Genomic DNA, 22,632 nt, shown 5'->3' with positions numbered 1-22,632 from the left:
CACCACTCCTTATTTGATTATTTGAAAAATCAACACTGTAATCAATATCCCAAATAAACCTCCAAAAAATACCTGAGAAAAAGAGTGGATTTTACCTTCTACTCTGCTTTCAGCCACCATAAGAGCAAGTAAAAAGCCTAAAGTGGCAATAAAAGCATTTGCTGTCATAAAAGTTATAGCTGTCGCAGTAGCAAAAGCAATAGCACTATGAGCGCTGGGCATTCCTCCCCTCATAGGAGTTCCTTCTTTAAAATGCACCTTTAAAATTACAGTCAAAAACACTACAACCAAAAGACTTATAACTGTGATATGAATGGGTGACTCTCTAAGCTTTAATAAAATTATTTTTGTCCAAGGATTTACTCTATCAAAAAATATTAAATAAGCTACAAGAATGGCATTTATCGCAGATATAAGAACTGCTCCTGCAGCTACATTTTTCGCAACCTTAGCCAAAGGATTATAATTTTTAACCATCATGTCAATTGTGGTTTCAATAGCCGTATTTATCATTTCAGATATTAAAACTAAAGAAATTGTAAATAAAATTACCACAAATTCTACCCTGGAAAGGTCCAAAAAAAGACAAAAGAATAATACCAATATTGCTATGGCAAAGTGAACCTTCATGTTTCTTTGGGTTTTAAAAGCATGTAAAATGCCATCTATCGCATAATTAAAGCTATCAATTAAATTTCTCGATTTCACAAAATCACCGCCTAATATTAAGCCTTGCCATAACTTCCTCTTCTTTTTCCCTCATAATTTTTCTTTCTTCTTCAGTTTCATGGTCATAACCCAAAAGATGCAACATGCTGTGAGCTGTTAAATAAGCTACTTCTCTTTCAAAGGAATGCCCATATTCCATTGATTGTTCTAATGCTTTTTCTAAAGAAATAACTATATCTCCTATTGGCTGCACCTCCTCTGAATCTTCCTCTATTTCTTCACCCTCTGCATAAGTATCTTCAAACTCTGCTAAAGGAAATGACAAAACATCCGTCGGCTTATCTATACCTCTATAATATTTATTTAATTTTCTAATTTCCTCATTATCCACAAAGGACACACTTACTTCAACATTATCAATAACCTCTTCTACTTCTAATACTGTTTTTATGACTTTTTCAACTAATTCTTCCAAATTTGCTGCATCAACTTTATTTTGTCTGTTGTCTATCAAAATGTTCATTCTAACACCTCTTTATTTTGATTTGGTTCAATATCAGGATACTCAATTCTTTTATGAAACATACCAGTTAAAGCAGTCAAAAAAGAATTTTTTATAGTTTTAATATCTTTTAAAGTTAAATCGCTATCTTCCAACTGACCATCATTTAATCTATCTGCCATGATTTTTTCAATCATATTCTTTATATTTTCCTCAGTAGGTTCAGGAATAGACCTCACAGCTGCTTCTACAGAATCTGCCAACATCAAAATGGCAGACTCTTTGGTAGAAGGTTTTGGACCTGGATATCTAAAAGATTCTTCTTCGCAAGATTCCTCTTCATTTTGTAAAGCCTTAGTATAAAAGTATTTCACTAAGGAAGTACCATGGTGTTCTTTTATCAAATCAATGACTTGTTGAGGAAGTTTATACTTTTTAGCTAATTCCACCCCATCTTTTACATGGGAAATTATTACTAATGTACTTAAATCAGGAGAAATTTTGTCATGCAAATTTTCTCCTGAAAGCTGGTTTTCTTTGAAAAAATAAGGTCTTTTAATTTTACCTATATCATGGTAATAAGCTCCTACTCTAACTAACAAACTGTTCGCTCCAATAGCATCAGAAGCAGCTTCTGCGAGATTTGCTACTACCATGCTGTGGTGATAAGTTCCAGGAGCATCCATTATAAGTTTTTTAAGAAGCGGATTATTTGGATTTGACAGCTCTAAAAGTTTTAAAGGAGTTAAGATATCAAAAGCTGTTTCCCAAAAAGGCAAAGTACCAATAACCAAAATTATACTAAAAGTTCCACTGACAATTCCCCATAAACTGCTTTTTAATACAGAAATTATATCATTGCTATTTAAAAGCCCTATTCCTACAATACTTACAAGATTTACCCCACTGACGTAAAGACCCGCTTTTACAAAATCTAAACGTTGCTTAGAATGAGAAAGTTTTACTGCACCAATCAATCCTCCCAGCAATGACATAAAAATAAATTCTTGGTTAAAACCTACCATTAAACCTATTAAAAGAGAATAAATTATGTCAATCATAATAGCAATATAAGGATCTATTAAAACAGAAATTAGCATAGGCAAAGTAGCAGAAGGAATTAAAAGAGGCTCAATCCCTTTAAAGGCAACAGCCAATAAAAGATAAAAAATACCTGTTAAACACAACAATTCAATGTAGATTTTTTTGGTAGTAATCTTTTTGTCCAATTTTATAATATAATACACTGATAAAAAGAGTGACAAGCCTAAAATCAAAAATAAGCCTATTATCATTCCATAATCAATCTTACTACTGTTTTTTAAGAGGCCCAAAGACTTCAAAACTTCAATTTGTTGTTGTGTCACCACTTCTCCACTGACTACAATATTTTGTCCTTTTTTATACATAACCGGCTGTACTTTTTCCTCTGCTTCTTTTTTTGCAAGATTTGTCTCATAGGCATTATATATCATATTAGGAACAACAACAGAAGATAAAATCTTAACAGCTACTGGTTTTACTTCTGCAGAAATATCCGAACTTTCTACAAGACTCTTAGCATCATTTAAAACCGTGGGCAAAGCATCTTCCGTAATCTGCCTTGCCATAATTGCTTTTTCTGTCGATAATACCACCGATTCCATGTTTATAAGGGTATTATCATCTATTTTTAAAAGCAAAGCTACTTCATTATCTCCTAAACCTATGGGACTTACAGCTTTAAAGTCTTGCAATTTCTTTTCTTCTGCTTCTGAGGATTTGCGTACCTCTCTTAATTTATTAAAAAAATCAACTAGCTTAAGATAAGATTCTTTTGTAATATTTTCATTATAATCATATTTAGGATTAACTGCAGTTACTGCTTCTTGTATCTTCTTTTGAGTAGCTATTGTGTCCACTACGTCTTTAGGTGCCTTTATATCTTGCGTAGCTACATCCCCTACCTTAAGGTCAAATTTGGGAGGCGTTACACTAGTATAAACTAAGGCATAGGAAGAAATAAAATAAAAAACAACAAAAAAAATGATTATCAATTGCTCATTTTTAATTATATTTTTTATATGTTTGTCCAGTTTTTTCATAATATTTTCCCCTCACTCCGGGATTTCTGATTTGTTTTCCTCCATGTTTTTCTCATAAATTTCATAAGCTTTTACAATTTTAGCTACAAGAGGATGCCTTATCACATCTTCTTCAGAAAGTATTACAAACTCTATACCTTCTATTCCCTTTAATATCTCCATAACCTCTTTTAGCCCGGATTTTTTACCTCTTGGCAAATCTATTTGAGTAACGTCACCAGTTATAACTGCTTTAGAACCAAAACCTATACGGGTTAAAAACATTTTCATCTGCTCAGGAGTGGTGTTTTGGGCTTCATCCAGTATTATAAAAGAATCGTCTAAAGTTCTACCTCTCATATAAGCCAGTGGTGCTACCTCAATTAAGCCTTTCTCCATGTATTTTTGGAAAACTTCTGCTCCTAAAATGTCGTAAAGTGCATCATATAAAGGTCTTAAATAAGGATCAACTTTTTCTTGCAAATCTCCTGGCAGAAAACCTAACTTTTCTCCTGCTTCAACAGCCGGCCTTGTTAAAATTATACGACCTACTTCTCTATTTTTCATCGCAGTAATAGCCATTGCCATAGCCAAATAGGTCTTGCCCGTACCGGCGGGTCCTATTCCAAATACAATCTGATTTTTCCTTATAGCTTCTACATATCTCATCTGCCCATAAGTTTTACACCTTATCTGTTTGCCTCTTGCTGTTATACAAATAATATCAGACATTAAAGTCTTTAGTTTTTCTTCTTCTCCTGCCTCAATCATATTCATAGTATATAGAACATTTTGAGTAGTAATTACATCTCCCTTTTCAATCATTCCCATCAACTTGTTAAAAAGTTTATTAGCAGATTCCACGTTTTTTTCTTCCCCCGTTATTTTAATAATTCCTCCTCTTAACACTATCTTGACATCTAATCCTTCTTCTATTAGCTTAATATTTTCATCAAAGTTGCCAAACAAATTGGCAGCTTGCTCCATATCCTCAATATTAATAGCTAACTCCTTAATCAATGTTCCCCTCCTATATAAGAAATTTTTTCTTTCATTCCTATTTCCTCTAAAACCTCTGCAGTAATATTGGCTCTTAATATTTTATCTTGTATAATCACATAACTTTCTTTTTTATTTACTATCTTACTTTGAGAGCCTAAAACTTTCTCCAACTCCTTTAGTGCTTTTTCAAAAGCAATATTTTTTGCTTCCTCTTTAGATAAAACAATAGTTTTAGGTTTGGTTTCGTAATATACTTCTTTTATTATTTTAAATGGAAAATCCTTTGATATTATCTCTTTTTCTTCTTTTTCAAAATTCTTAAAGTCTACTTTTTTAGGGGATATAGTTATAGTATTATTGCCAAATATTATTTTTGTAACGGTTATTTTGTTGTTTGTCCTTTCAAAGACTTCTTTTTTTAGCTCTGCATCAGCATAAACTTCATACCATGTCCTCGCAATAATTTGACCATCAGCATGTACAAATCTTGTCTCTAGTCCTGGCTTTTCAATTATCCCTGTAACAATTATATCTCCCGCTTTTACTGTATCTCCAACTTTTTTTACTGCTTCTCCTTCTAAAACCGTCATCTTATAAATTATTCCGTCTTTTTTAGCTATTATATTGCATGGTTCATCTTTTGACAATACCTCTTGAGGTTTTGTTTTACCTACAACTTTTACAAAAGCATTAGTCCCTTTTATGTTTATTCCTATCCATGATATTTCATTATTGTGTAATAAAAATTCTGTCTCTATTTTATTAACATCTATAGTAAACTTAGAAACTCCTGGCTTTAATCCTAAGTGTGAAAGCTTTTCTAAAACTGCTTTTTCATTTACATTGTTGACGGTCTCTACATTAATTTCCCATATAAAAGTAGAAAATACATAAATCAATATAAGAGAAATTGCTGCCCCTAAAACCAATGCTTTTCTTCTTTTTAACCGAGAAATTACAAAAGGCAATCCTCTTTTAGAAATCACTGAAACACGACAATTAGTTTTTTTTGCCAAAAATACTATTTCTTTAAACCCCTTTATACTTACTTTTGCGACTATAGTAGTATAATTCCTACGCTCAATATCCCAAATATAGACATCATTTACCATAATAAGATTTAAAAATTTTTCAATTGACAAACCTTCAATTTTAATAATAACATATCCTTTTAAAAAATTCCATAATTTTATTGCAACCAAAAACATTCCTCCTATACCATCATTTCTATATTCATTATTTCGCCGCTAATCGTTATGATCTCTGTCATTATAGAATTCACAATCATATTTTTACCTAATATTCTAACAACACCTATTGTTGTATTTATCCTAATCCTTTCAGGAATATACTCAATAATTCCCTTGTGGTTTTCAATAGTAACATGGGTTTTCCCTATCAAAGTTATTTTAGGGAGATTAAGCAATACCTCTTTTGGAAAATCTATTGCATTTACAAGTTCGTTTTTTATCTCCTCTTTCATATTGTAACCTCCCTTCCCTTAAAATTTTATGAGGAAAAAATTAAAAAAATTCTCTTGCTTTTTTATAGGCAATAGACCTTTTGAGTAATTAGAAAATATGTATTATAATGAAAGTAACAAAATTGAATATTTCTATTACTGTAAATTATTTTTTGGGGGGATTTACATTGGAGAAAATAGTAATAATTTTTACGGGTGGAACTATATCCATGAAAAATGACGCTAATTTAAATGCTGCTATACCCTCTTTATCAGGAAATGACATACTAAAAATGGTTCCCAACATAAAAGAAATTTCCCAAATTGAAATAATTCAATTTGGTAATTTTCCAAGTCCTCACTTTACTCCCGAGCTATTGGTAAATTTGAAACTAGAAGTAGAAAACGTAATCAAAAAACAACAAGTAAAAGGAGTCGTCATTACTCACGGTACAGACACCATAGAAGAAACAGCATATTTTTTAGACTTAACTATAAATTCCGAAAAGCCAATAGTCTTGACTGGAGCCATGAAAAATTCTTCTGAAATCGGATACGATGGTCCCAGTAATTTAATCGCTTCTGTAATTACTGCTTCCTCAGAAAAAGCCAAAAATAAAGGAGTGTTAGTAGTTTTCAATAACGAAATACATGCTGCACGAGATGTCACAAAAACTCATACTTCAAGTATTGACACCTTTAAAAGCCTTGAAACAGGTCCAATAGGTGTTGTAGATAATAACAGAGCGTATTTTTATAGGAACATTGAGACAAGAGATTATATACCAGTAGACCATTTAGAACCAAGAGTAAGTCTATTAAAAGTCGCCTTTGGTATGGATGATAAAATTATCAGATTCCTTGTTAACAGTGGAGAAAAAGGAATAGTAATAGAAGGAACAGGAAGAGGAAATGTACCTCCCAAATTGGCTGATGGTATAGAATATGCTATATCAAAGGGGGTAATTGTAGTGTTAGTTTCAAGATGTCCTATGGGAAGAGTTGATGCCTCTTACGGTTATAAAGGTGGCGGAAAACATCTTAAATCCTTAGGGGTAATCTTTGGAGGTAATCTCTCAGGACAAAAAGCTCGTATAAAACTCATGGCAGCTCTTGCTTATTCTAATAATTACAATGAAATCAAAAAATTGTTTGAAGAAGAAAGGACTTGATACCTAATGGCATCAAGTCCTTTATTTACTGTAAATACTTATTTACTATGTCTTTAACAAGGTTCCCATCTGCTCTCCCTTTTACTATTGGCATTACCTTTCCCATTACTTTTCCTATATCGCTTTTAGTTTTAGCACCAGTTTCTTCGATAGCTTTTTTTACTATTTCCTCTATTTCCTCTTCGGATAGCTGCTTCGGTAAATAAGAAAGCATAATCTCAATTTCTTTTCTGGCTTTATCCACTAAGTCTTGCCTTCCACTTTTTTCGTAATCCGGCAACACTTCTTTTCTTTGCTTTATTTCTTTAGAAATTACATTAATGACCCCTTCATCGTCTAATTCTTTTTGAGTATCTTTTTCAACTTGGAGAATAGCTGCTCTTACCATACTTAAAATATTCTTTTTAAAATTATCTTTGTTTTTCATGGCTTCTACCATATCTTTGTATATTCGCTCTTTTAGGGTCATGGCAAGCACTTCCTTTATTTATTATATTTATATTTTCTTTTTCTTGCTGCTTCGGATTTTTTCTTACGTTTTACACTGGGACTTTCATAATGCTCTCTTTTGCGAACCTCTGATAAAACGCCTGCTTTAGAACATTGGCGCCTAAACCTTCTCAGAGCATTGTCCAATGATTCATTTTCGCCGACTCTTACTTCAGCCACTACTCTCCCTCCCTCCAGATAAACTGCTCAAGCTAAGCTGCGTATTCTGCTGCGATGTCTTGCTGAAAATTCTCATTTTATTATACTCCTAAAGCCATAATGTGTCAATGATTAACCTGGTGGCCAAGTCATAAATCTACCGCCTAAAAGATGAAAATGTATGTGATATACCGTTTGTCCCCCGTCATTTCCACAGTTTGATACAATTCTATAACCTTTTTCGTCAATTCCCTCTTTTTTTGCTAATTCTTTTGCCACCATATAAGCATAAGATATTAAATGTTTGTTATCCTCATTTAAATCTAACAATGTCGGTATATGTTCTTTTGGCACAATGAGGATATGTACAGGTGCTTGTGGGTTAATGTCTCTAAATGCTACGACTAAATCATCTTCATATACTATATTGGAAGGTATCTCTTTATTTATAATTTTACAAAAAATACAATCCGACATCCTTTCACCTCCTCTTTTTTATATTCTACACATCTGGTTAAATTCCTTCAATTTCTCCAATTAAGAAATTATCTTTTATTTCTTTTATTTTCACTGGAAAAATCTTATTTCTAAGTAACTGTATATGCCCTTTGACAGCTACACTTAAATAATTATCAGTCAAGCCTTCTACATAACTATCCATATTCTTAACAGGTTGTTCAAAAAGGACTTCCAAAGTCTTTCCTATATAACTCTCCATGAATTTGCGTTCACACCTATTAGACAATTCTATGAGTTTTTTACTCCTATCTTCTTTTACATGATTTGCAACTTGATTTGGAAAGTTGTAAGCTCTTGTACCTTTTCTCCTTGAATATTTAAAAACATGCATTTTGCTAAAACAAATCTCTTCCACAAATTTGTAAGTCTTGAGAAACTCCTCTTCCGTTTCACCAGGAAATCCCACCATAACATCTGTAGTTATCGCCACATCCTTGATGTATTCTCTTAACCTATCAATTACACTTTTGTACTCCTTTGTAGTATATCTTCTTCCCATTCTTTTTAAGGTTTCATCACATCCACTTTGAAGGGATACATGATAATGCCTGCACATCTTAGGCAAGTTAGCTATTTCTTTCACAAACTCTTCAGTTAAAAAAGTAGGCTCAATAGAACTAAGTCTTATCCTTTTTATGCCATCTATTTCATGAATCATCTTTATAATGCCCAAAAGCCCAATGTTTTTTAAATCTTTGCCATAGGAAGCTATGTGTATACCTGTGAGGACAATTTCTTTATACCCTGAATCAGCAAACCTCTTTACTTCCTCTATTACTTTTTCAGGCTCTCTGCTTCTCACCGGCCCACGGGCGTAAGGGATTATGCAGTAAGTACAGTATTGATTGCAGCCGTCTTGAATCTTTATATATGCCCTTGTCCTTTCTGTATAAGCTGTTACTCCAAATTCCTCATATTCTTTTTGAGTCATTATATTATTTACCACACTCAACTTTTGACTTTTTTGCGTAAATTCCTCTACTAAATCTACTATTTTGTCTTTATCTTTTGTGCCGATCGCTATATCCACTTCCGGAAGAGAAAAAACTTCCGCTGGACTTACTTGCACATAGCAACCAACAGCTACTACCAGCGCATCAGGATTTTTCTTTCTAGCTTTTCGTATCTCCTGCCTTGACTTCATATCACTTCTATTTGTTACAGTACAGGTATTTATTATGTAAACATCCGCTTTTTCATTAAAATCAACTACTTCATAACCAGCTTTTTTAAAAAGCTCAGCCATGACTTCTGTCTCATATTGATTTACCTTACACCCCAAAGTATAAAAAGCAACAGTTTTTTTATGACCATATCTTTCATAAAATTCCTCATTACTAAGAGTTAAATCTACTTTTGCCACTTTAAAAATGCTCCTCCTGTTAAATTTCTTTTTCATATTATATCACATATTATAACATGCTATTGCACGCAAAAAAACAGGCCCCGAAGGGCACTAAAAATATCTTTTTGTTCTTTGGTTATTAACAATTTAACCTATATCTCCTAATTCATATATTACTATTGAACAAACTGCGATGGCCGCTGTCTCAGTTCGCAAAATCCTGGGGCCTAAGCTTACAGGCTTAATACTTTTGTTTAAAGCTAATTCAATTTCCTCTTGAGAAAAACCTCCTTCAGGGCCTATAAAAATTCCAACTTTTTTTACGCCTTTTGCCTTTTTAAGCACCTCTTTTAATTTTAAAGTTTGTTCCTTTTCATATGGAATTATGCATAGATCAAACTTATCAACCTGATTTATAGCCTCTTCAAAGGAAATAGGCATACAAATTTCGGGCACCCCAGTTCTGCCCGATTGTTTACAAGCTTCTTCGCTAATTTTTCTCCACCTAGCAATTTTTTTATTTGTATTGCTTTTAGTTATGTCTACAACCGTATAACGAGTCACAACTGGGATAAATTTTTTAACTCCAATTTCTGCACACTTTTGGATAATCAATTCCATTTTATCTGATTTAGGCAAACCTTGGAACAAAGCAATTTCTAAAGGACTTTCTGTATTCGATTCTAATTCTTTTTCTAAAAATAAAATAAGCTTGTCTTTTTTTATCTCCTCAATGCGAGCAGCATATTCTTTTAAGCCATCCGATGCAACAATTTCATTACCTCTTTTAAGCCTTAAGACATTTACCAGATGATGAAAGTCTTCTCCTTCTATATAGACAAATTCTCCTTTAATATTTTGCCGATCAATAAAAATTTTTCTCATAAGCTCTCACTTTTTCCTTGATAATATTGCACACCATTCTCCTTCTTCTCTAATTTGCAATATTTCAAAAAATTCTTCAACTTTTTGCAAAACTTCTTCACATCTATCTTTAATTATTCCACTTACTAAAAATAAGCCTTTTTCTTTTAAGTAATCTGGTACTTTAGAAGATAATTTAATTATAGCATCTGCAATAATATTAGCTACTATAATATCAGCTTTTCCCTCAAATCTTTCTAATAAATCACTTTTAAAAACTTTTACGTTGTGTAAATTATTAAGCTTCACATTCTGCCTTGCTACTTCCACAGAAACTTCGTCTATATCTGCTGCATAAACTTCCTTTGCTCCTAATTTGCTACTGGCAACACTAAGTATACCTGAACCACAACCTATATCAAAAACTGTGCTTTCTGGCATCATAATTTCCTCTAAAAGTTCCAAACACATCTTTGTAGTCTCATGAGTACCTGTGCCAAAAGCCATTCCAGGGTCTAATTCGATAATTATCTCTTCTCCTTGAGATACATATTCTTCCCAAGAAGGCTTAATCACTATTTTCTTCCCTATTTTTAGAGGCTTATAATACTGTTTCCAATTGTTTGCCCAGTCCGCTTCGTCTACTTCTGAGACTTTTACGTCAAAATTGCCTATATCAATTCCAAAAGATTTAAGTTCTGCAATTCTATCTTTTAAAATATTTATTCTATCTATAGTGTCTGAAGCAATAGGAAAATAGGCAAAAACCTTAATATTTCCCTCCTCTTCAAAAAGAGAAGGGTCAAAATAATCCCAATTATCACTTTGCGCTAACAGTTTTACATCATTAGGGTTTTTTATAACTACACCGCCAGCCCCTAATTCGTGCATGATATTTGACACAGCCTCTTCTGCCTCTTGTGAAGTTGTCACTTGTACTTCAATCCATTTCATTCTTTTCACACCTTTGCTCAAATTTATTATCCGCCAAAAGCATCTTTCATTCTTTGAAAAAAGGATTTTGATTCTGTTGTAGTCTCTCCCTCTAATTTCTTTAATTCTCTTAGCAATTCTTTCTGTTTTTCCGTCAATTTTTTAGGCACATCAATATAAACTTCTACAATTTGGTCTCCGCGTCCTCTTCCATTTATGTGAGGAATCCCTTTTCCTCTTAACTTAAACTTAGTTCCTGTTTGAGTTCCTTCTGGTATTGTAAAGCTAACTGTTCCATCCAGCGTAGGAATTTTTATTTCTCCACCTAAAGCTGCATCAGCAAAACTTATCGGCATTTTCAAATGTACATTGTATCCTTCTCTTGTGAACAACTCGTGGGGCTTTACATGAATTACAATATACAAGTCTCCCCTTGGACCTCCTCTTAAGCCTGGCTCTCCTTCCCCCCTTAAGGTAAGCATTTGTCCTTCGTCTATCCCTGCTGGTATAGTAACTTTAATTTTTCTCCTCTTTCTAATTCTACCTGTGCCACCGCATTTGTTACAAGGATTAGTAATAATTTTCCCTTCACCATGGCACTTAGGACAAGTTCTTATATTTACAATTCTTCCAAAAGGAGTATTCTGTGCAGTCCTCACTTCACCAGTTCCATGACATACAGGACAAGTCTCGGGTTTACTACCCGGCTTAGCCCCTGTTCCTTTACACGTATCACACTCTTCAAATCGTTCAACCTCTATTTCTTTTTCTGCCCCAAAAGCAGCTTCTTCAAAAGTTAAAGTAAGGTCATATCTTATGTCATTACCCTTTTGAGGGCCTGTTTCTGCTCTTCTCCTGCCAGTACCAAAGAAATCATTAAAAATATCGCCAAATATATCGCCAAACCCTCCAAAGCCTCCAAAATCAAAACCGCCCTCTCCAAAACCTCCTTGACCAAATCCACCTTGGCCAAAACCGCCTTGCTCAAAGGCTGCGTCCCCAAATTGGTCATATTGAGCTCTTTTTTGAGGATCGGAGAGAATTTCGTAAGCTTCGTTTATTTCTTTAAATTTTTGCTCTGCTTCCTTATCTCCTGGGTTCAAGTCAGGATGATATTTCTTAGCAAGCCGCCTATAAGCCTTTTTTATTTCTTCTTCTGTGGCATTTCTATCTACTCCTAATATTTCATATAAATCTTTTTTAGCCACTTTCTCACCTGCCTTTCATTACGCAAATTAGAACCAGGTAAAACCTGGTTCTATATTATTTATTATCATCATCCTCCACTTTATAGTTGGCTTCATAGACATTGTCCTGTGTTGTACCTTGTCCAGCACTACCTGTATTTGTAGCTCCTCCCGTTTGTCCTCCTGCTTGTTGGTATATTCTTGTAGAAACTTTGTAGAAAGCTTGGGAAAGTTTCTCAGAAGCATTTTTAATCGCTTCTATATCGCTTCCTTCAAGAGCTTTTCTCACATTTTCTATTTCTCTATTTATTTCGTCTTTTTCAGCTTGCGTTACCTTATCCCCAAGGTCTTTCATTGTTTTTTCAGCTTGATAAATGAGAGAATCTGCTTTATTCCTTATTTCGATTTCTTCTTTCTTCTTCCTATCTTGTTCTTCATACTGCTTAGCCTCATTAATCATTCTTTGTATCTCTTCTTCTGACAAATTAGTTGTAGAAGTAATAGTTATATCCTGAGATTTACCAGTACCTAAATCTTTTGCAGAAACATGTACAATTCCATTTGCATCTATGTCAAAAGTAACTTCAATTTGAGGTACTCCTCTTGGAGCTGGTGGAATCCCTGATAAAATAAACCTTCCAAGAGTTTTGTTGTCTTTTGCCATAGGCCTTTCGCCTTGTAACACGTGTATTTCAACAGAAGTCTGATTATCCGCTGCAGTGGTAAATATCTGGCTCTTTCTTGTAGGTATTGTGGTATTTCTCTCTATAATCTTAGTAAATACTCCACCTAATGTCTCTATACCCAAAGACAAAGGTGTTACGTCCAGTAGGAGAATATCTTTCACTTCTCCAGCCAATACTGCCGCTTGTATAGCTGCACCTATAGCCACTGCCTCATCTGGGTTAATTCCCTTGTGAGGTTCTTTACCCATTATTCTCTTTACTGTCTCCTGCACTAAAGGCACTCTGGTAGAACCACCAATGAGAATGACTTTATCAATATCAGAAGGTTTTAAACCTGCGTCGCTTAATGCTTGGTTAACAGGACCCACAGTTGATTCTACAAGGTCGGAGATTAGCTCTTCAAATTTTGCTCTTGTAAGATTTACATCTATATGTTTTGGACCTGTAGCATCAGCAGTAATAAATGGCAAGTTTATATTAGTAACCGTTGCAGAAGAAAGCTCTATTTTTGCTTTTTCTGCAGCATCTTTTAATCTCTGCAATGCCATCCTGTCATTTCTTAGGTCAATTCCATATTCTTTTTTGAAATTGTCAGCAAGCCAATCTATTATCCTTTGGTCAAAGTCATCTCCACCCAAGTGGTTGTTACCACTTGTAGCCAAAACTTCAAATACTCCCTCTCCTATTTCCAAAATCGAGACATCAAAGGTTCCACCACCTAAGTCATAAACCATTATCTTTTGATTTCCTTCTTTGTCAAGACCATATGCCAAAGCAGCAGCTGTCGGCTCATTTATTATTCTCAAAACCTCAAGACCTGCAATCCTACCTGCGTCTTTTGTAGCCTGTCTTTGGCTGTCATTGAAATAAGCAGGAACGGTAATTACCGCCTGTGTAACTTTTTCACCAAGGTATGCTTCTGCATCAGCCTTAAGCTTTTGCAAAATCATTGCAGAAATCTCTTGAGGTGTATATTCTTTATCGTCAATTTTTACTTTGTAATCAGTTCCCATATGTCTTTTTATAGACATTATAGTCCTGTCAGGATTTACAATTGCCTGCCTTTTTGCAACTTGCCCTACTAACCTTTCTCCTTCTTTAGTAAAAGCGACGACTGAAGGCGTAGTACGAGCTCCTTCTGCGTTAGGTATTACTACAGGTTGACCTCCTTCCATAACAGCAACACAAGAAAATGTAGTTCCTAAGTCAATTCCTATAACTTTTCCCATATTTTTCAACCTCCTTTTTATTTTGCTACTTTAACCAAACTTGGTCTTATTACTTTATCTTTTAGATAATACCCTTTTTGGAAAACTTCAATAATTTCATTTGGCTGCTTTCCTTCTACCTCTTCCTGCATTACAGCATGGTGCTTATAGGGGTCAAAAATCTGCCCCTCTGCTTCAATTTCTTTCACACCAAATTTATCCAATATCTTTTTAAACTGCCTGTAAATTAATTCTATCCCTTCTTTTAGAGAATTATAATCTCCACTGCTTGCCAAAGCTCTTTCAAAATTATCCATAATAGGCAAAAGTTCTAAAATTACTGTTTCTTTTCCGTATTCTACCATTTCTAATTTTTCTTTTTCTGTTCTCTTTCTGTAATTTTCAAATTCTGCTTTCAATCTTTGTGCAATATCTAAATATTCTTGAGCTTCAACTTCTTTTTGCTGAAGTTTTTGCTTTAATTCCTCTATTTCATCAACCGTTTGTTGCTGAGGCTCTTGCTGTACTTGTTCATCTTCAGGAGGTCCTTCCATTTGTTCATTTGATTCTAAACTATTTACGTTATTTTCCTCCTCTTTGTTAATTTCTTTTTCCATCTCTTCCACTTATATCACCTCATTATATTTCATCATTGTATATACTCGACAAAAGATTTGAAAGCTCTTTTGTCATCACATTGATTTCACTAATTAACTTCCTATAATCCATTCTTGTAGGTCCTATAATTCCTATTGTACCCACTACACGACCGTTAATCTTATAAGTGGTTTTTATTACACTTAAATCCTTCATTTCCTCAAACTTGTTTTCGCTTCCTATTTTCACATCTATAAAATCTACTTCAGGCTCTAAAACTTCGTTCAATAACAACTTGTTTTCCAAAAGATTGAAAAAATTTTTTGCTTTGCTTAAATCCTTGTATTCAGGAAAATCTAAAATGTGGGAAGTCCCATCCGCATAAATGTCTGTTTCCTGTAACTGTTTCAAGCTCAAAAGTATAGTGTTTACCAATTCGTCGGCTATAAAAGCCATCTCCCCCAGCATCTGTCTTAAATCCTGTTGTAAAAACTCAAAAATATCTTTTTCGCTTTTTTCAGGAATTTTATCATTTAACAAATTGTTTAAAAATTCAAAAATATTTCTATCTACATTTTGACACAAATTTAGGAGGTGATCTTTTACAATTCCTGTATCCGTCACTACTAAAAAGATTATTTTATTAGAAGCCACAGGTATAAGTTGAATTCTCTTTATTCTATCAGGGTTCAACCTTGGCATTTTAGCAACTGTAGTGTGGTGAGTGATATTAGCCAAAATTTTTGCGTATTTTTTTACAATCTCATCAAATTCCGCTATTATCTCCTCGCGAGTATTATAGCTAATTGGCGAGTCATTGTTTATATAACTTCGAAGAATGCTGTCTACATAAAATCTATATCCCTTATCTGAAGGTATCCTTCCTGCAGAAGTATGAGGTTGCTCCAAATATCCCATTTCTTCTAAATCTGCCATTTCATTTCTTATAGTAGCAGAACTTAGTCCTATATTGTACTTCTTAGCTATTGTTCTCGACCCTATTGGCTCTGCCGTCATAATATAATCAGTAATAACAGCATATAGTATTTTTTTCTTCCTATCATCTAACGGCATTTTCACCACCCCATGTATTATTAGCACTCAACTTGATTGAGTGCTAATTCACGTTTCTAAAATACCACTCTTATAATTTTTTGTCAATACTTATTTAGGGCAGAAATTCTTTAAAAATGACGTTAGAGACATCAATTCCCCTCTCAGTAAGTTTTACACACTCATTATCAACCTCAATTAGACCTTCATTTAAGTATTTTTGTATTATTTTTTTGTAAATTTCAAACAAACTAACACCAAATCTTTTCTTAAAATCCTCATCACACACTCCTTTTGTCATTCTCATTCCCAAAAACATAAACTCAGCCATTCTATCTTCTTTTGTCAACTTTATTTTTTCTTTAACTGCAATTTTTCTTTCTAAAATGCCCGTAATATAGTCTTTTATATTTTCAATATTACTATATCTTACATCCTTCATATAAGAATGGGCTCCTGCTCCAAAACCTAAGTAATTTTTGCATTGCCAGTATAAAATATTGTGGCGACATTCAAATGTTGGCAAAGCAAAATTAGATATTTCATAATGGTGGTAGCCTTTTTCTTTTAAAAACTCTATACCCCAATGATACATTCTAAGTTCTTCTTCCTCATCAACTATAGACAACTGACCCTTTTCATAAAGTTTGTAAAAGAAAGTGTTAGGTTCTAAAATTAAACTATAAGTAGAAATATGAGTCGGCTGTAATTTTACTACTTCTTTTAGAGTTTCTTGCCACTCTTTAAATGTTTGAGTAGGAAGAGCGTACATCAGGTCAATATTTATATTGTCAAAGAACTTTTTCACTAACTCATAATTTCTAAAAAATTCTTCTATTGTATGAATTCTACCTATATATTTTAATAGTCTATTTTGAAAAGCTTGAAGTCCAACGCTTACCCGGTTTATCCCGCTCCCTTTATAAATTTTTAATTTTTCTTCAGTTATAAGACCAGGATTCATTTCAATAGTAATTTCACAACCATCAAGTATTTTATAATTTTTAAATACAGACATCAATATTTCATCTATATAAGAAGGAGGCAAAATGTTAGGGGTACCTCCTCCTATATAAACCGAAACTACATTGTAATTTTTTGTAGAATTTGATTCTATTTCCATAAGTAGTGCCCGAATATAGTCCTCAAAAAGATAATCATAGCCTGCATAAGAATTAAAATCACAATAATAGCATTTTCTTTTACAAAAAGGAATATGAATGTATAAACCTATCTCCCTCATTTTTCATCATCTAACTTCAATATTGACATAAAAGCCTCTTGAGGTATTTCAACACTTCCCACCTGTCTCATGCGCTTTTTACCTTCTTTTTGCTTCTCCAAAAGTTTTTTCTTACGAGTTACGTCTCCTCCATAACACTTGGCAAGAACGTTTTTTCTCAATGCTTTTACAGTCTCTCTTGCAATAATCTTAGAGCCTATTGCAGCCTGGATTGGAATCTCAAAAAGATGCCTTGGAATATTTTCTTTTAACTTTTCTACAATTTTTCTCGCTTTTTCATAGGCTTTATCTTTATGAACTATCATGGATAAAGCATCTACCAATTCGCCATTTATTAAAATATCAAGCTTTACCAAATTAGATTCTTTATACCCTTTAAGCTCATAGTCGAAAGAGGCATAACCCCTTGTTCGCGATTTTAAAGCATCAAAAAAGTCGTATATTATCTCATTTAAAGGCATTTCATATTTTAAAAGTACGCGAGTTTGTTCTAAATATTCCATTCCTAAATATGCTCCCCGTCTATCCTGGCAAAGCTCCATAACTGCCCCTACATATTCAGTAGGCATCATAATAGTAGCTTCCACAATTGGCTCTTCAATATGATCTATTTGCGTAGGAGGCGGCATTTTCGTAGGGTTGTCCAAATCCAATACTTCTCCATTAGTTTTGTAAACTTTGTAAATTACACTTGGTGCAGTAGTGACAAGATTTAAGCTGTACTCTCTTTCCAACCTTTCTTGAACTATTTCCATGTGTAAAAGCCCTAAAAATCCACATCTGAACCCAAAACCCAGTGCGGCAGAAGTATCCGGTTCAAAAACTAAAGAAGCGTCATTCAACTGAAGTTTTTCTAAAGCCTCTTTTAAATTTTCATAATCTTGTCCATCTGCAGGATAAATACCACAAAAGACCATTGGCACTACTTCTTTATAGCCAGGAAGTGGAGAATCGGCTGGATTATCTGCATCTGTTATTGTATCTCCTACACGAGTATCTTTTACATTTTTTATGCTGGCAGCTATGTAGCCAACTTCACCTGCTTTAAGCTCTTCTACTGGATAAAGATTAGGTCTAAACATTCCCACTTCTGTAACTTCAAAAACTTTGCCAGTAGAAAACATTTTTATTCTCATTCCTGGTTTAACAATTCCATCTACTACCCTTACAAAACTTATAGCTCCCTTGTAATTATCATAAAAAGAGTCAAAAATCAGCGCTTTTAAAGGCTTGTTTTCATCTCCTTTTGGAGGCGGAAATCTACTCACAATGGCTTCTAAAACTTCTTCTATTCCTATACCTTCTTTAGCAGATGTAAGTAACGCATCTTCTGCATCGATCCCAATCACATCTTCAATTTCTTTTTTTACAAGTTCAGGATTTGCTGAAGGAAGGTCTATCTTATTTATTACAGGCACTATCTCTAAATCATGTTCTAAAGCCATATACACATTAGCAAGGGTTTGCGCCTCAATCCCTTGTGTAGCGTCTACTACAAGCAGAGCTCCTTCACAAGCTGCAATGCTTCGGGATACCTCGTAAGTAAAATCCACATGTCCAGGGGTATCGATAAGATTAAGCTCATATTCATTTCCATTTTTAGCTTTATAAATCATTCTTACAGGCTTTAACTTTATAGTAATTCCTCTTTCCCTTTCCAATTCTAAATTATCCAAAATTTGCTTATCTGTTTCCCTTTCAGAAAGAAAACCTGTTTTCTCAATAAGTCTATCTGCAAGAGTAGATTTGCCATGGTCTATATGAGCAATAATGCAAAAATTTCTAATATACTGCATCCTTTCTGACATTGTGTACCTCCTCAAAAATTAAAGACTTAACCCTTATTTCTAAAATTTTCCTTTAAGGTATTGACCCAATCCTCCTATGTCAATAACTGACTCTTTACCAAAAATTTTAACAATCACCTTTTCGCTATTTGAATATACACCAAATATATTTACTTTCCTCACCCCTGTAGTAATTTCATTAAAGGAAGAATCAGCTATTACAAGCCCTACTACCATAATAACAATGTACAATAAAAGAGCAAATATTACAAGTCTCTTTCTTCGAATTTGTTTTTTTCTCTCTTTTGTCCTTGTAAGCCTCATCTTTTATCTTCCTTTCAAGGTATCGTAAATCTGTTGTATTTCTTCAATCATTTTATTGCAGCTATATCTTTTTGCACTTTCTTTTCCTTTTAAGCTTATACTTTTTCTCAATTCCTCATCTTTCAAAAATTTCTCTATAGCTTTTGCTAACTCTTCGGGATTTCCCTTTTCCACCAAAATTCCTTCAACGCCATTTCGTATAATTTCTGGAATACCCCCCACCTTGGTAGCTATGATAGGAACTCCTTCACTTAAAGCTTCAATTACAGAAATTCCAAATCCTTCCTCATGTGAGGGAAGCACAAATACATCAAGATTTCTCAAGAAAGAAGGAATGTCATTTCTATACCCCAGTAAAAAGAATCTGCCCTTTAAATTTAAACTATCAATCATTTTTTGTAATTCTTCTCTAAAAGGACCATCTCCTGCTACAAAAAAGTAGGCATTTACATTTTTTAAAATTGAAGCTGCTTTTATTAAATCTTGGACACCTTTAGCAGGTATAAGCCTTGCTACACTTCCTACAATAAAGGAATCTTCTGACAAATTGAATTCTTCTTTTAAATTAAGAGTTGTTTCCTCGTAGAAAGAGGTATCAATACAATTGTACACCACTTTTATTTTATTCTCTTTTACTTTTTGATTTAAAACCAAATCATCTTTTAACGCTTGTGAGACGGCAATAAACTGATGAGTTTTTTCATCCAAAACTTTTGTAAAACTTAACAGAAGTTTCTTTTTGTAAAAACTCATATTATTGTAATTTGCAAAGTTGTGGACTGTCACTACTGTTTTTACAGGCTTAGCAAAACATGCGATTCTTCCTACCAATGAAGCTTTTGCCCCATGCATGTGAACAATATCTGGCTTAAACTCATTTACTAACTTTCGTATATACCTAATTGCCCTGTAATCTTTTTTTAAACTAATTCCGTCCCCAATGTCAATGTTATATACTTTAATCCCTAATTTTTCAAGATATTCTTGAGTTTTTTCGTCAAAAGAGCATAAAATAGCAATTTCATATTTGTCTTTGTCTAACAATCTAGCCAGAGACAATAAATGTCTTTTCATTCCTCCTTCTGATTTCCTCACAATTTGCAATACTTTCATTTTCCCCATAAAACCACCTTTTTAAGACATTTCATCAATAACAAAATGTATTAACATAGGTCCTACAAACACCATCATTGTTGCTGCCGATACAATTCCTGAATCATTAAAAATTAGAGCAAGAACACTTCCTATAATTGTCGCAACAAAACATATTCGAATGTAGGTATGTTTTTTGAAAATTTCCCTCAACACTCCAACAGGTTTGAAGAAAAGAATTAACAAAACACCTATAAGTGTCAATAATACTCTCGACCATATAGAATATTTTATGAGCTTATAATTCATTAAAAGCTTTCTTTCAAAAATTTGTAATAAAGATTTTATGCCGTGACTTTTTACTAAAGCAAAAGTTTGTCCTATGTGAGTTTGTTGGGAAAGTGGCCTTAAAGAATCCAAGTAAAACAACCCAACAAGCATTAAAACTATCCCTATCCCAATATACAATAGATTTCTTATGCTAATTTTTTTATCAGATAAAAGTAACAATGCCACAGCAAAAGCTCCAAAGGCTGTTATCTACCCTCCAACATTTGTGCCTATACCTGGAGCTGCAATAAAGTAGAATATCAGTGCGTATACTATTGTAGTTAAAGTTAAAAGCAGCTTTTTATTTGAAAAAAACTCAAAAGCCAATGTAGTAAAACATAAGACGGCTCCAATCAATACTCCCATATACTCGTTTCCTATGCCATAAAAACGAGCTCCTCCGACGACGTCATAGCTTAAAAAAGAATTTTTTAGCAAATACTGTCCTGTCACAAGGTCAATTAGCAAAACAATGGAAGTAATTAAACCTATTATAGCATAGAAATAATAACCATAAGGGTTAATTTCATGAATCGCTATAATCGCCACTGCCGTCAAAAATAATATCCCCACGATGCTATTTGATAGACTGGTATAATTAAACAAAGGCAATAGCAAAAAAGTCAAAGGAATAGTAGAAACAAAAAACAATAATGGTTTTAAATAGACCGCATATTTTTTCAAAACCAACAAAATTAATAGGGTAAAAATTAAAATTATTATCTCTAAAACCACATAAGTCTTTAAAAAAATAGGCCTATAAGTGTAATTAAAAACTAATTTATGACTTTCGGCTAATAATTTGTCTACACTTCCTTTATAACCAGAATTATAAAGAGGATGTCCCGTCAAAAAAGTTGGTGTAGGAATGTTAAAATACTGTAAAATTGTTGGCATTAAATCTGTATTTGTGACAATCCCCTCTCTTTTTGTTGTCTCTGAAGTAACATAGCCTTTAGTAAAACCTGGGCCAAAAAGTATTATGGGAGTTAAGTAACTTTTTTCCCCCATATCTTTAGATGGAGGAAGTGGAGTTAAGACAATATATAAGGTGTTTGTACCACCTTCTTTTATGATTTTACCAATAAATTCATCTGCTTCGTATAAAGCCCTTTTTTTGTTTCTCTCATTAATTTTATCCATCGCATAATTATGGTAATCATTCGTTCTTATCGTATCCCCTAACTGAAAAATCGTTAAGTCAGGTTTTTCTTTCATCTCTGTATACTTTTGATAAAGCAAATCATAATCTGTCATAATGCCAAAAGGGCTTAAAGGGTCTCTTTTTAAAATATTATCACTCACATCACCAAAATCTACAATTCCTTTTTCATCCATTACTATAAGAGGCGCATATCTTCTTTTTTCTACATCAGTATCTTCATTGCCAAACACAGCAACAGTTTTTCCATTTTGTTTTAAAAGAGTACCTAATAAGCCAGGTACTACGATGTGATTTCGAGTCAGGTTATTTCTCTCTATTTGCGCAAAATCTAAATTTACTATATTAAATACTTGTGGCTTAATACCTGTATTTCTTTTGAAAATTATAGAAGCTTGTTCTCCATTTACTATTTCAGAAGCGTTAAAATTAAGGGAAGCTTTTTCAGAACCTACAGCTCTTGTTCCACAACCAATTGTCATATACACATTTTCAGGGGTCCTGCCTCCATCAGAATTTACCGTCATAAGTCCATATGTACCATTTTCCATAAGATACTTTATATTAGGAAGGTCATTTGCAATATAGTCATTTAAATTAACTCTATCTACAATAAATATAACTATTTTTCTATCTTTTATACTATTTACTTGTCCGTAAGAAACAGTGCTAAAGAGGATTAAAAAAGCTAAAACCAATCCCATTATTCTTGCTGTAAACTTCATAAAAAGCCTCCTACATCTTTGATAATTACAGTAATTTATTTTAACCCTTTTTTAAATTA

At 33.4% G+C, this 22,632-nt stretch carries 21 protein-coding genes and 1 pseudogene; 1 reads left to right on the top strand and 21 read right to left on the bottom strand.

Features of this window, described 5'->3' with window-relative positions; all coding sequences use genetic code 11:
* Positions 1-9: 9 nt before the first annotated feature.
* The 6 genes from THYS13_RS01355 to yqfC are packed head-to-tail and all read right to left on the bottom strand — an operon-like array spanning position 10 to position 5,719.
* Positions 10-708, bottom strand: a complete 699-nt coding sequence (locus tag THYS13_RS01355) for a diacylglycerol kinase (RefSeq protein ID WP_042832816.1) — start codon at positions 706-708, stop codon at positions 10-12.
* A gap of 4 nt (positions 709-712) precedes the next feature.
* Entirely contained in the window at positions 713-1,192 is a 480-nt protein-coding gene (gene ybeY / locus THYS13_RS01350) for an rRNA maturation RNase YbeY (protein ID WP_042832815.1), read from the bottom strand.
* Positions 1,189-3,255 (bottom strand): HD family phosphohydrolase, encoded by a 2,067-nt coding sequence (locus tag THYS13_RS01345; protein ID WP_042832814.1) that lies wholly within the window; start codon positions 3,253-3,255, stop codon positions 1,189-1,191. The genes ybeY and THYS13_RS01345 overlap by 4 nt, the downstream gene beginning before the upstream one ends.
* A 12-nt stretch (positions 3,256-3,267) precedes the next feature.
* A complete protein-coding gene (locus THYS13_RS01340) occupies positions 3,268-4,254 on the bottom strand; it encodes a PhoH family protein (RefSeq protein ID WP_042832813.1) in 987 nt (328 codons plus the stop codon).
* Complete coding sequence (yqfD, locus tag THYS13_RS01335; RefSeq protein WP_042832812.1) at positions 4,251-5,438, bottom strand: sporulation protein YqfD; 1,188 nt, start codon at positions 5,436-5,438, stop codon at positions 4,251-4,253. The genes THYS13_RS01340 and yqfD overlap by 4 nt, the downstream gene beginning before the upstream one ends.
* Before the next feature lie 11 nt (positions 5,439-5,449).
* Positions 5,450-5,719 carry a sporulation protein YqfC gene (gene yqfC / locus THYS13_RS01330; RefSeq protein WP_042832811.1) on the bottom strand — a complete coding sequence of 90 codons (270 nt, stop codon included), beginning with the start codon at positions 5,717-5,719 and terminating at the stop codon, positions 5,450-5,452.
* A gap of 167 nt (positions 5,720-5,886) precedes the next feature.
* On the opposite strand from yqfC, the gene THYS13_RS01325 reads away from it, so the two are divergent.
* Positions 5,887-6,870, top strand: a complete 984-nt coding sequence (locus THYS13_RS01325) for an asparaginase (protein ID WP_042832810.1) — start codon at positions 5,887-5,889, stop codon at positions 6,868-6,870.
* 25 nt (positions 6,871-6,895) lie between these two features.
* On the opposite strand, the gene THYS13_RS01320 is transcribed toward THYS13_RS01325, so the two are convergent.
* The 15 genes and pseudogenes from THYS13_RS01320 to THYS13_RS01250 form a co-directional block, all read right to left on the bottom strand.
* On the bottom strand, positions 6,896-7,339 hold the full coding sequence (locus THYS13_RS01320; protein WP_042832809.1) for a GatB/YqeY domain-containing protein: 444 nt from the start codon (positions 7,337-7,339) through the stop codon (positions 6,896-6,898).
* 14 nt (positions 7,340-7,353) lie between these two features.
* Positions 7,354-7,539, bottom strand: a complete 186-nt coding sequence (gene rpsU / locus THYS13_RS01315; protein WP_003867924.1) for a 30S ribosomal protein S21 — start codon at positions 7,537-7,539, stop codon at positions 7,354-7,356.
* Positions 7,540-7,650: 111 nt separating this feature from the next.
* The gene (locus tag THYS13_RS01310) at positions 7,651-7,995 is read right to left on the bottom strand and encodes a histidine triad nucleotide-binding protein (protein WP_029688846.1); all 345 of its coding nucleotides are present in this window, start codon (positions 7,993-7,995) and stop codon (positions 7,651-7,653) included.
* Between the two features lie 37 nt (positions 7,996-8,032).
* On the bottom strand, positions 8,033-9,400 hold the full coding sequence (gene mtaB / locus THYS13_RS01305) for a tRNA (N(6)-L-threonylcarbamoyladenosine(37)-C(2))-methylthiotransferase MtaB (protein WP_042832808.1): 1,368 nt from the start codon (positions 9,398-9,400) through the stop codon (positions 8,033-8,035).
* 129 nt (positions 9,401-9,529) lie between these two features.
* A complete protein-coding gene (locus THYS13_RS01300; RefSeq protein ID WP_042832807.1) occupies positions 9,530-10,267 on the bottom strand; it encodes a 16S rRNA (uracil(1498)-N(3))-methyltransferase in 738 nt (245 codons plus the stop codon).
* Between the two features lie 6 nt (positions 10,268-10,273).
* Positions 10,274-11,200: a 50S ribosomal protein L11 methyltransferase gene (prmA, locus tag THYS13_RS01295; protein ID WP_042832806.1), complete on the bottom strand. Its 927-nt coding sequence runs from the start codon at positions 11,198-11,200 to the stop codon at positions 10,274-10,276.
* Between the two features lie 26 nt (positions 11,201-11,226).
* Positions 11,227-12,387, bottom strand: a complete 1,161-nt coding sequence (gene dnaJ / locus THYS13_RS01290; protein ID WP_042832805.1) for a molecular chaperone DnaJ — start codon at positions 12,385-12,387, stop codon at positions 11,227-11,229.
* A gap of 55 nt (positions 12,388-12,442) precedes the next feature.
* A complete protein-coding gene (gene dnaK / locus THYS13_RS01285) occupies positions 12,443-14,281 on the bottom strand; it encodes a molecular chaperone DnaK (RefSeq protein ID WP_042832803.1) in 1,839 nt (612 codons plus the stop codon).
* A gap of 17 nt (positions 14,282-14,298) precedes the next feature.
* Positions 14,299-14,886: a nucleotide exchange factor GrpE gene (grpE, locus tag THYS13_RS01280; protein WP_042832802.1), complete on the bottom strand. Its 588-nt coding sequence runs from the start codon at positions 14,884-14,886 to the stop codon at positions 14,299-14,301.
* A gap of 13 nt (positions 14,887-14,899) precedes the next feature.
* Entirely contained in the window at positions 14,900-15,931 is a 1,032-nt protein-coding gene (hrcA, locus tag THYS13_RS01275) for a heat-inducible transcriptional repressor HrcA (protein WP_042832801.1), read from the bottom strand.
* Positions 15,932-16,025: 94 nt separating this feature from the next.
* Complete coding sequence (gene hemW, locus THYS13_RS01270; RefSeq protein ID WP_042832800.1) at positions 16,026-17,153, bottom strand: radical SAM family heme chaperone HemW; 1,128 nt, start codon at positions 17,151-17,153, stop codon at positions 16,026-16,028.
* A complete protein-coding gene (gene lepA, locus THYS13_RS01265; RefSeq protein WP_042832799.1) occupies positions 17,150-18,961 on the bottom strand; it encodes a translation elongation factor 4 in 1,812 nt (603 codons plus the stop codon). The genes hemW and lepA overlap by 4 nt, the downstream gene beginning before the upstream one ends.
* 39 nt (positions 18,962-19,000) lie before the next feature.
* Positions 19,001-19,264: a hypothetical protein gene (locus THYS13_RS01260; RefSeq protein ID WP_042832798.1), complete on the bottom strand. Its 264-nt coding sequence runs from the start codon at positions 19,262-19,264 to the stop codon at positions 19,001-19,003.
* Positions 19,265-19,267: 3 nt separating this feature from the next.
* Positions 19,268-20,386: a glycosyltransferase family 4 protein gene (locus tag THYS13_RS01255; RefSeq protein WP_042832797.1), complete on the bottom strand. Its 1,119-nt coding sequence runs from the start codon at positions 20,384-20,386 to the stop codon at positions 19,268-19,270.
* Between the two features lie 12 nt (positions 20,387-20,398).
* Positions 20,399-22,573, bottom strand: a pseudogene (locus tag THYS13_RS01250) (hypothetical protein).
* Positions 22,574-22,632 lie beyond the last annotated feature (59 nt).

This window comes from Thermoanaerobacter sp. YS13 (assembly GCF_000806225.2).
GTDB lineage: Bacteria > Bacillota > Thermoanaerobacteria > Thermoanaerobacterales > Thermoanaerobacteraceae > Thermoanaerobacter > Thermoanaerobacter uzonensis.
This window is presented reverse-complemented; position numbering and strand designations above follow the sequence as displayed.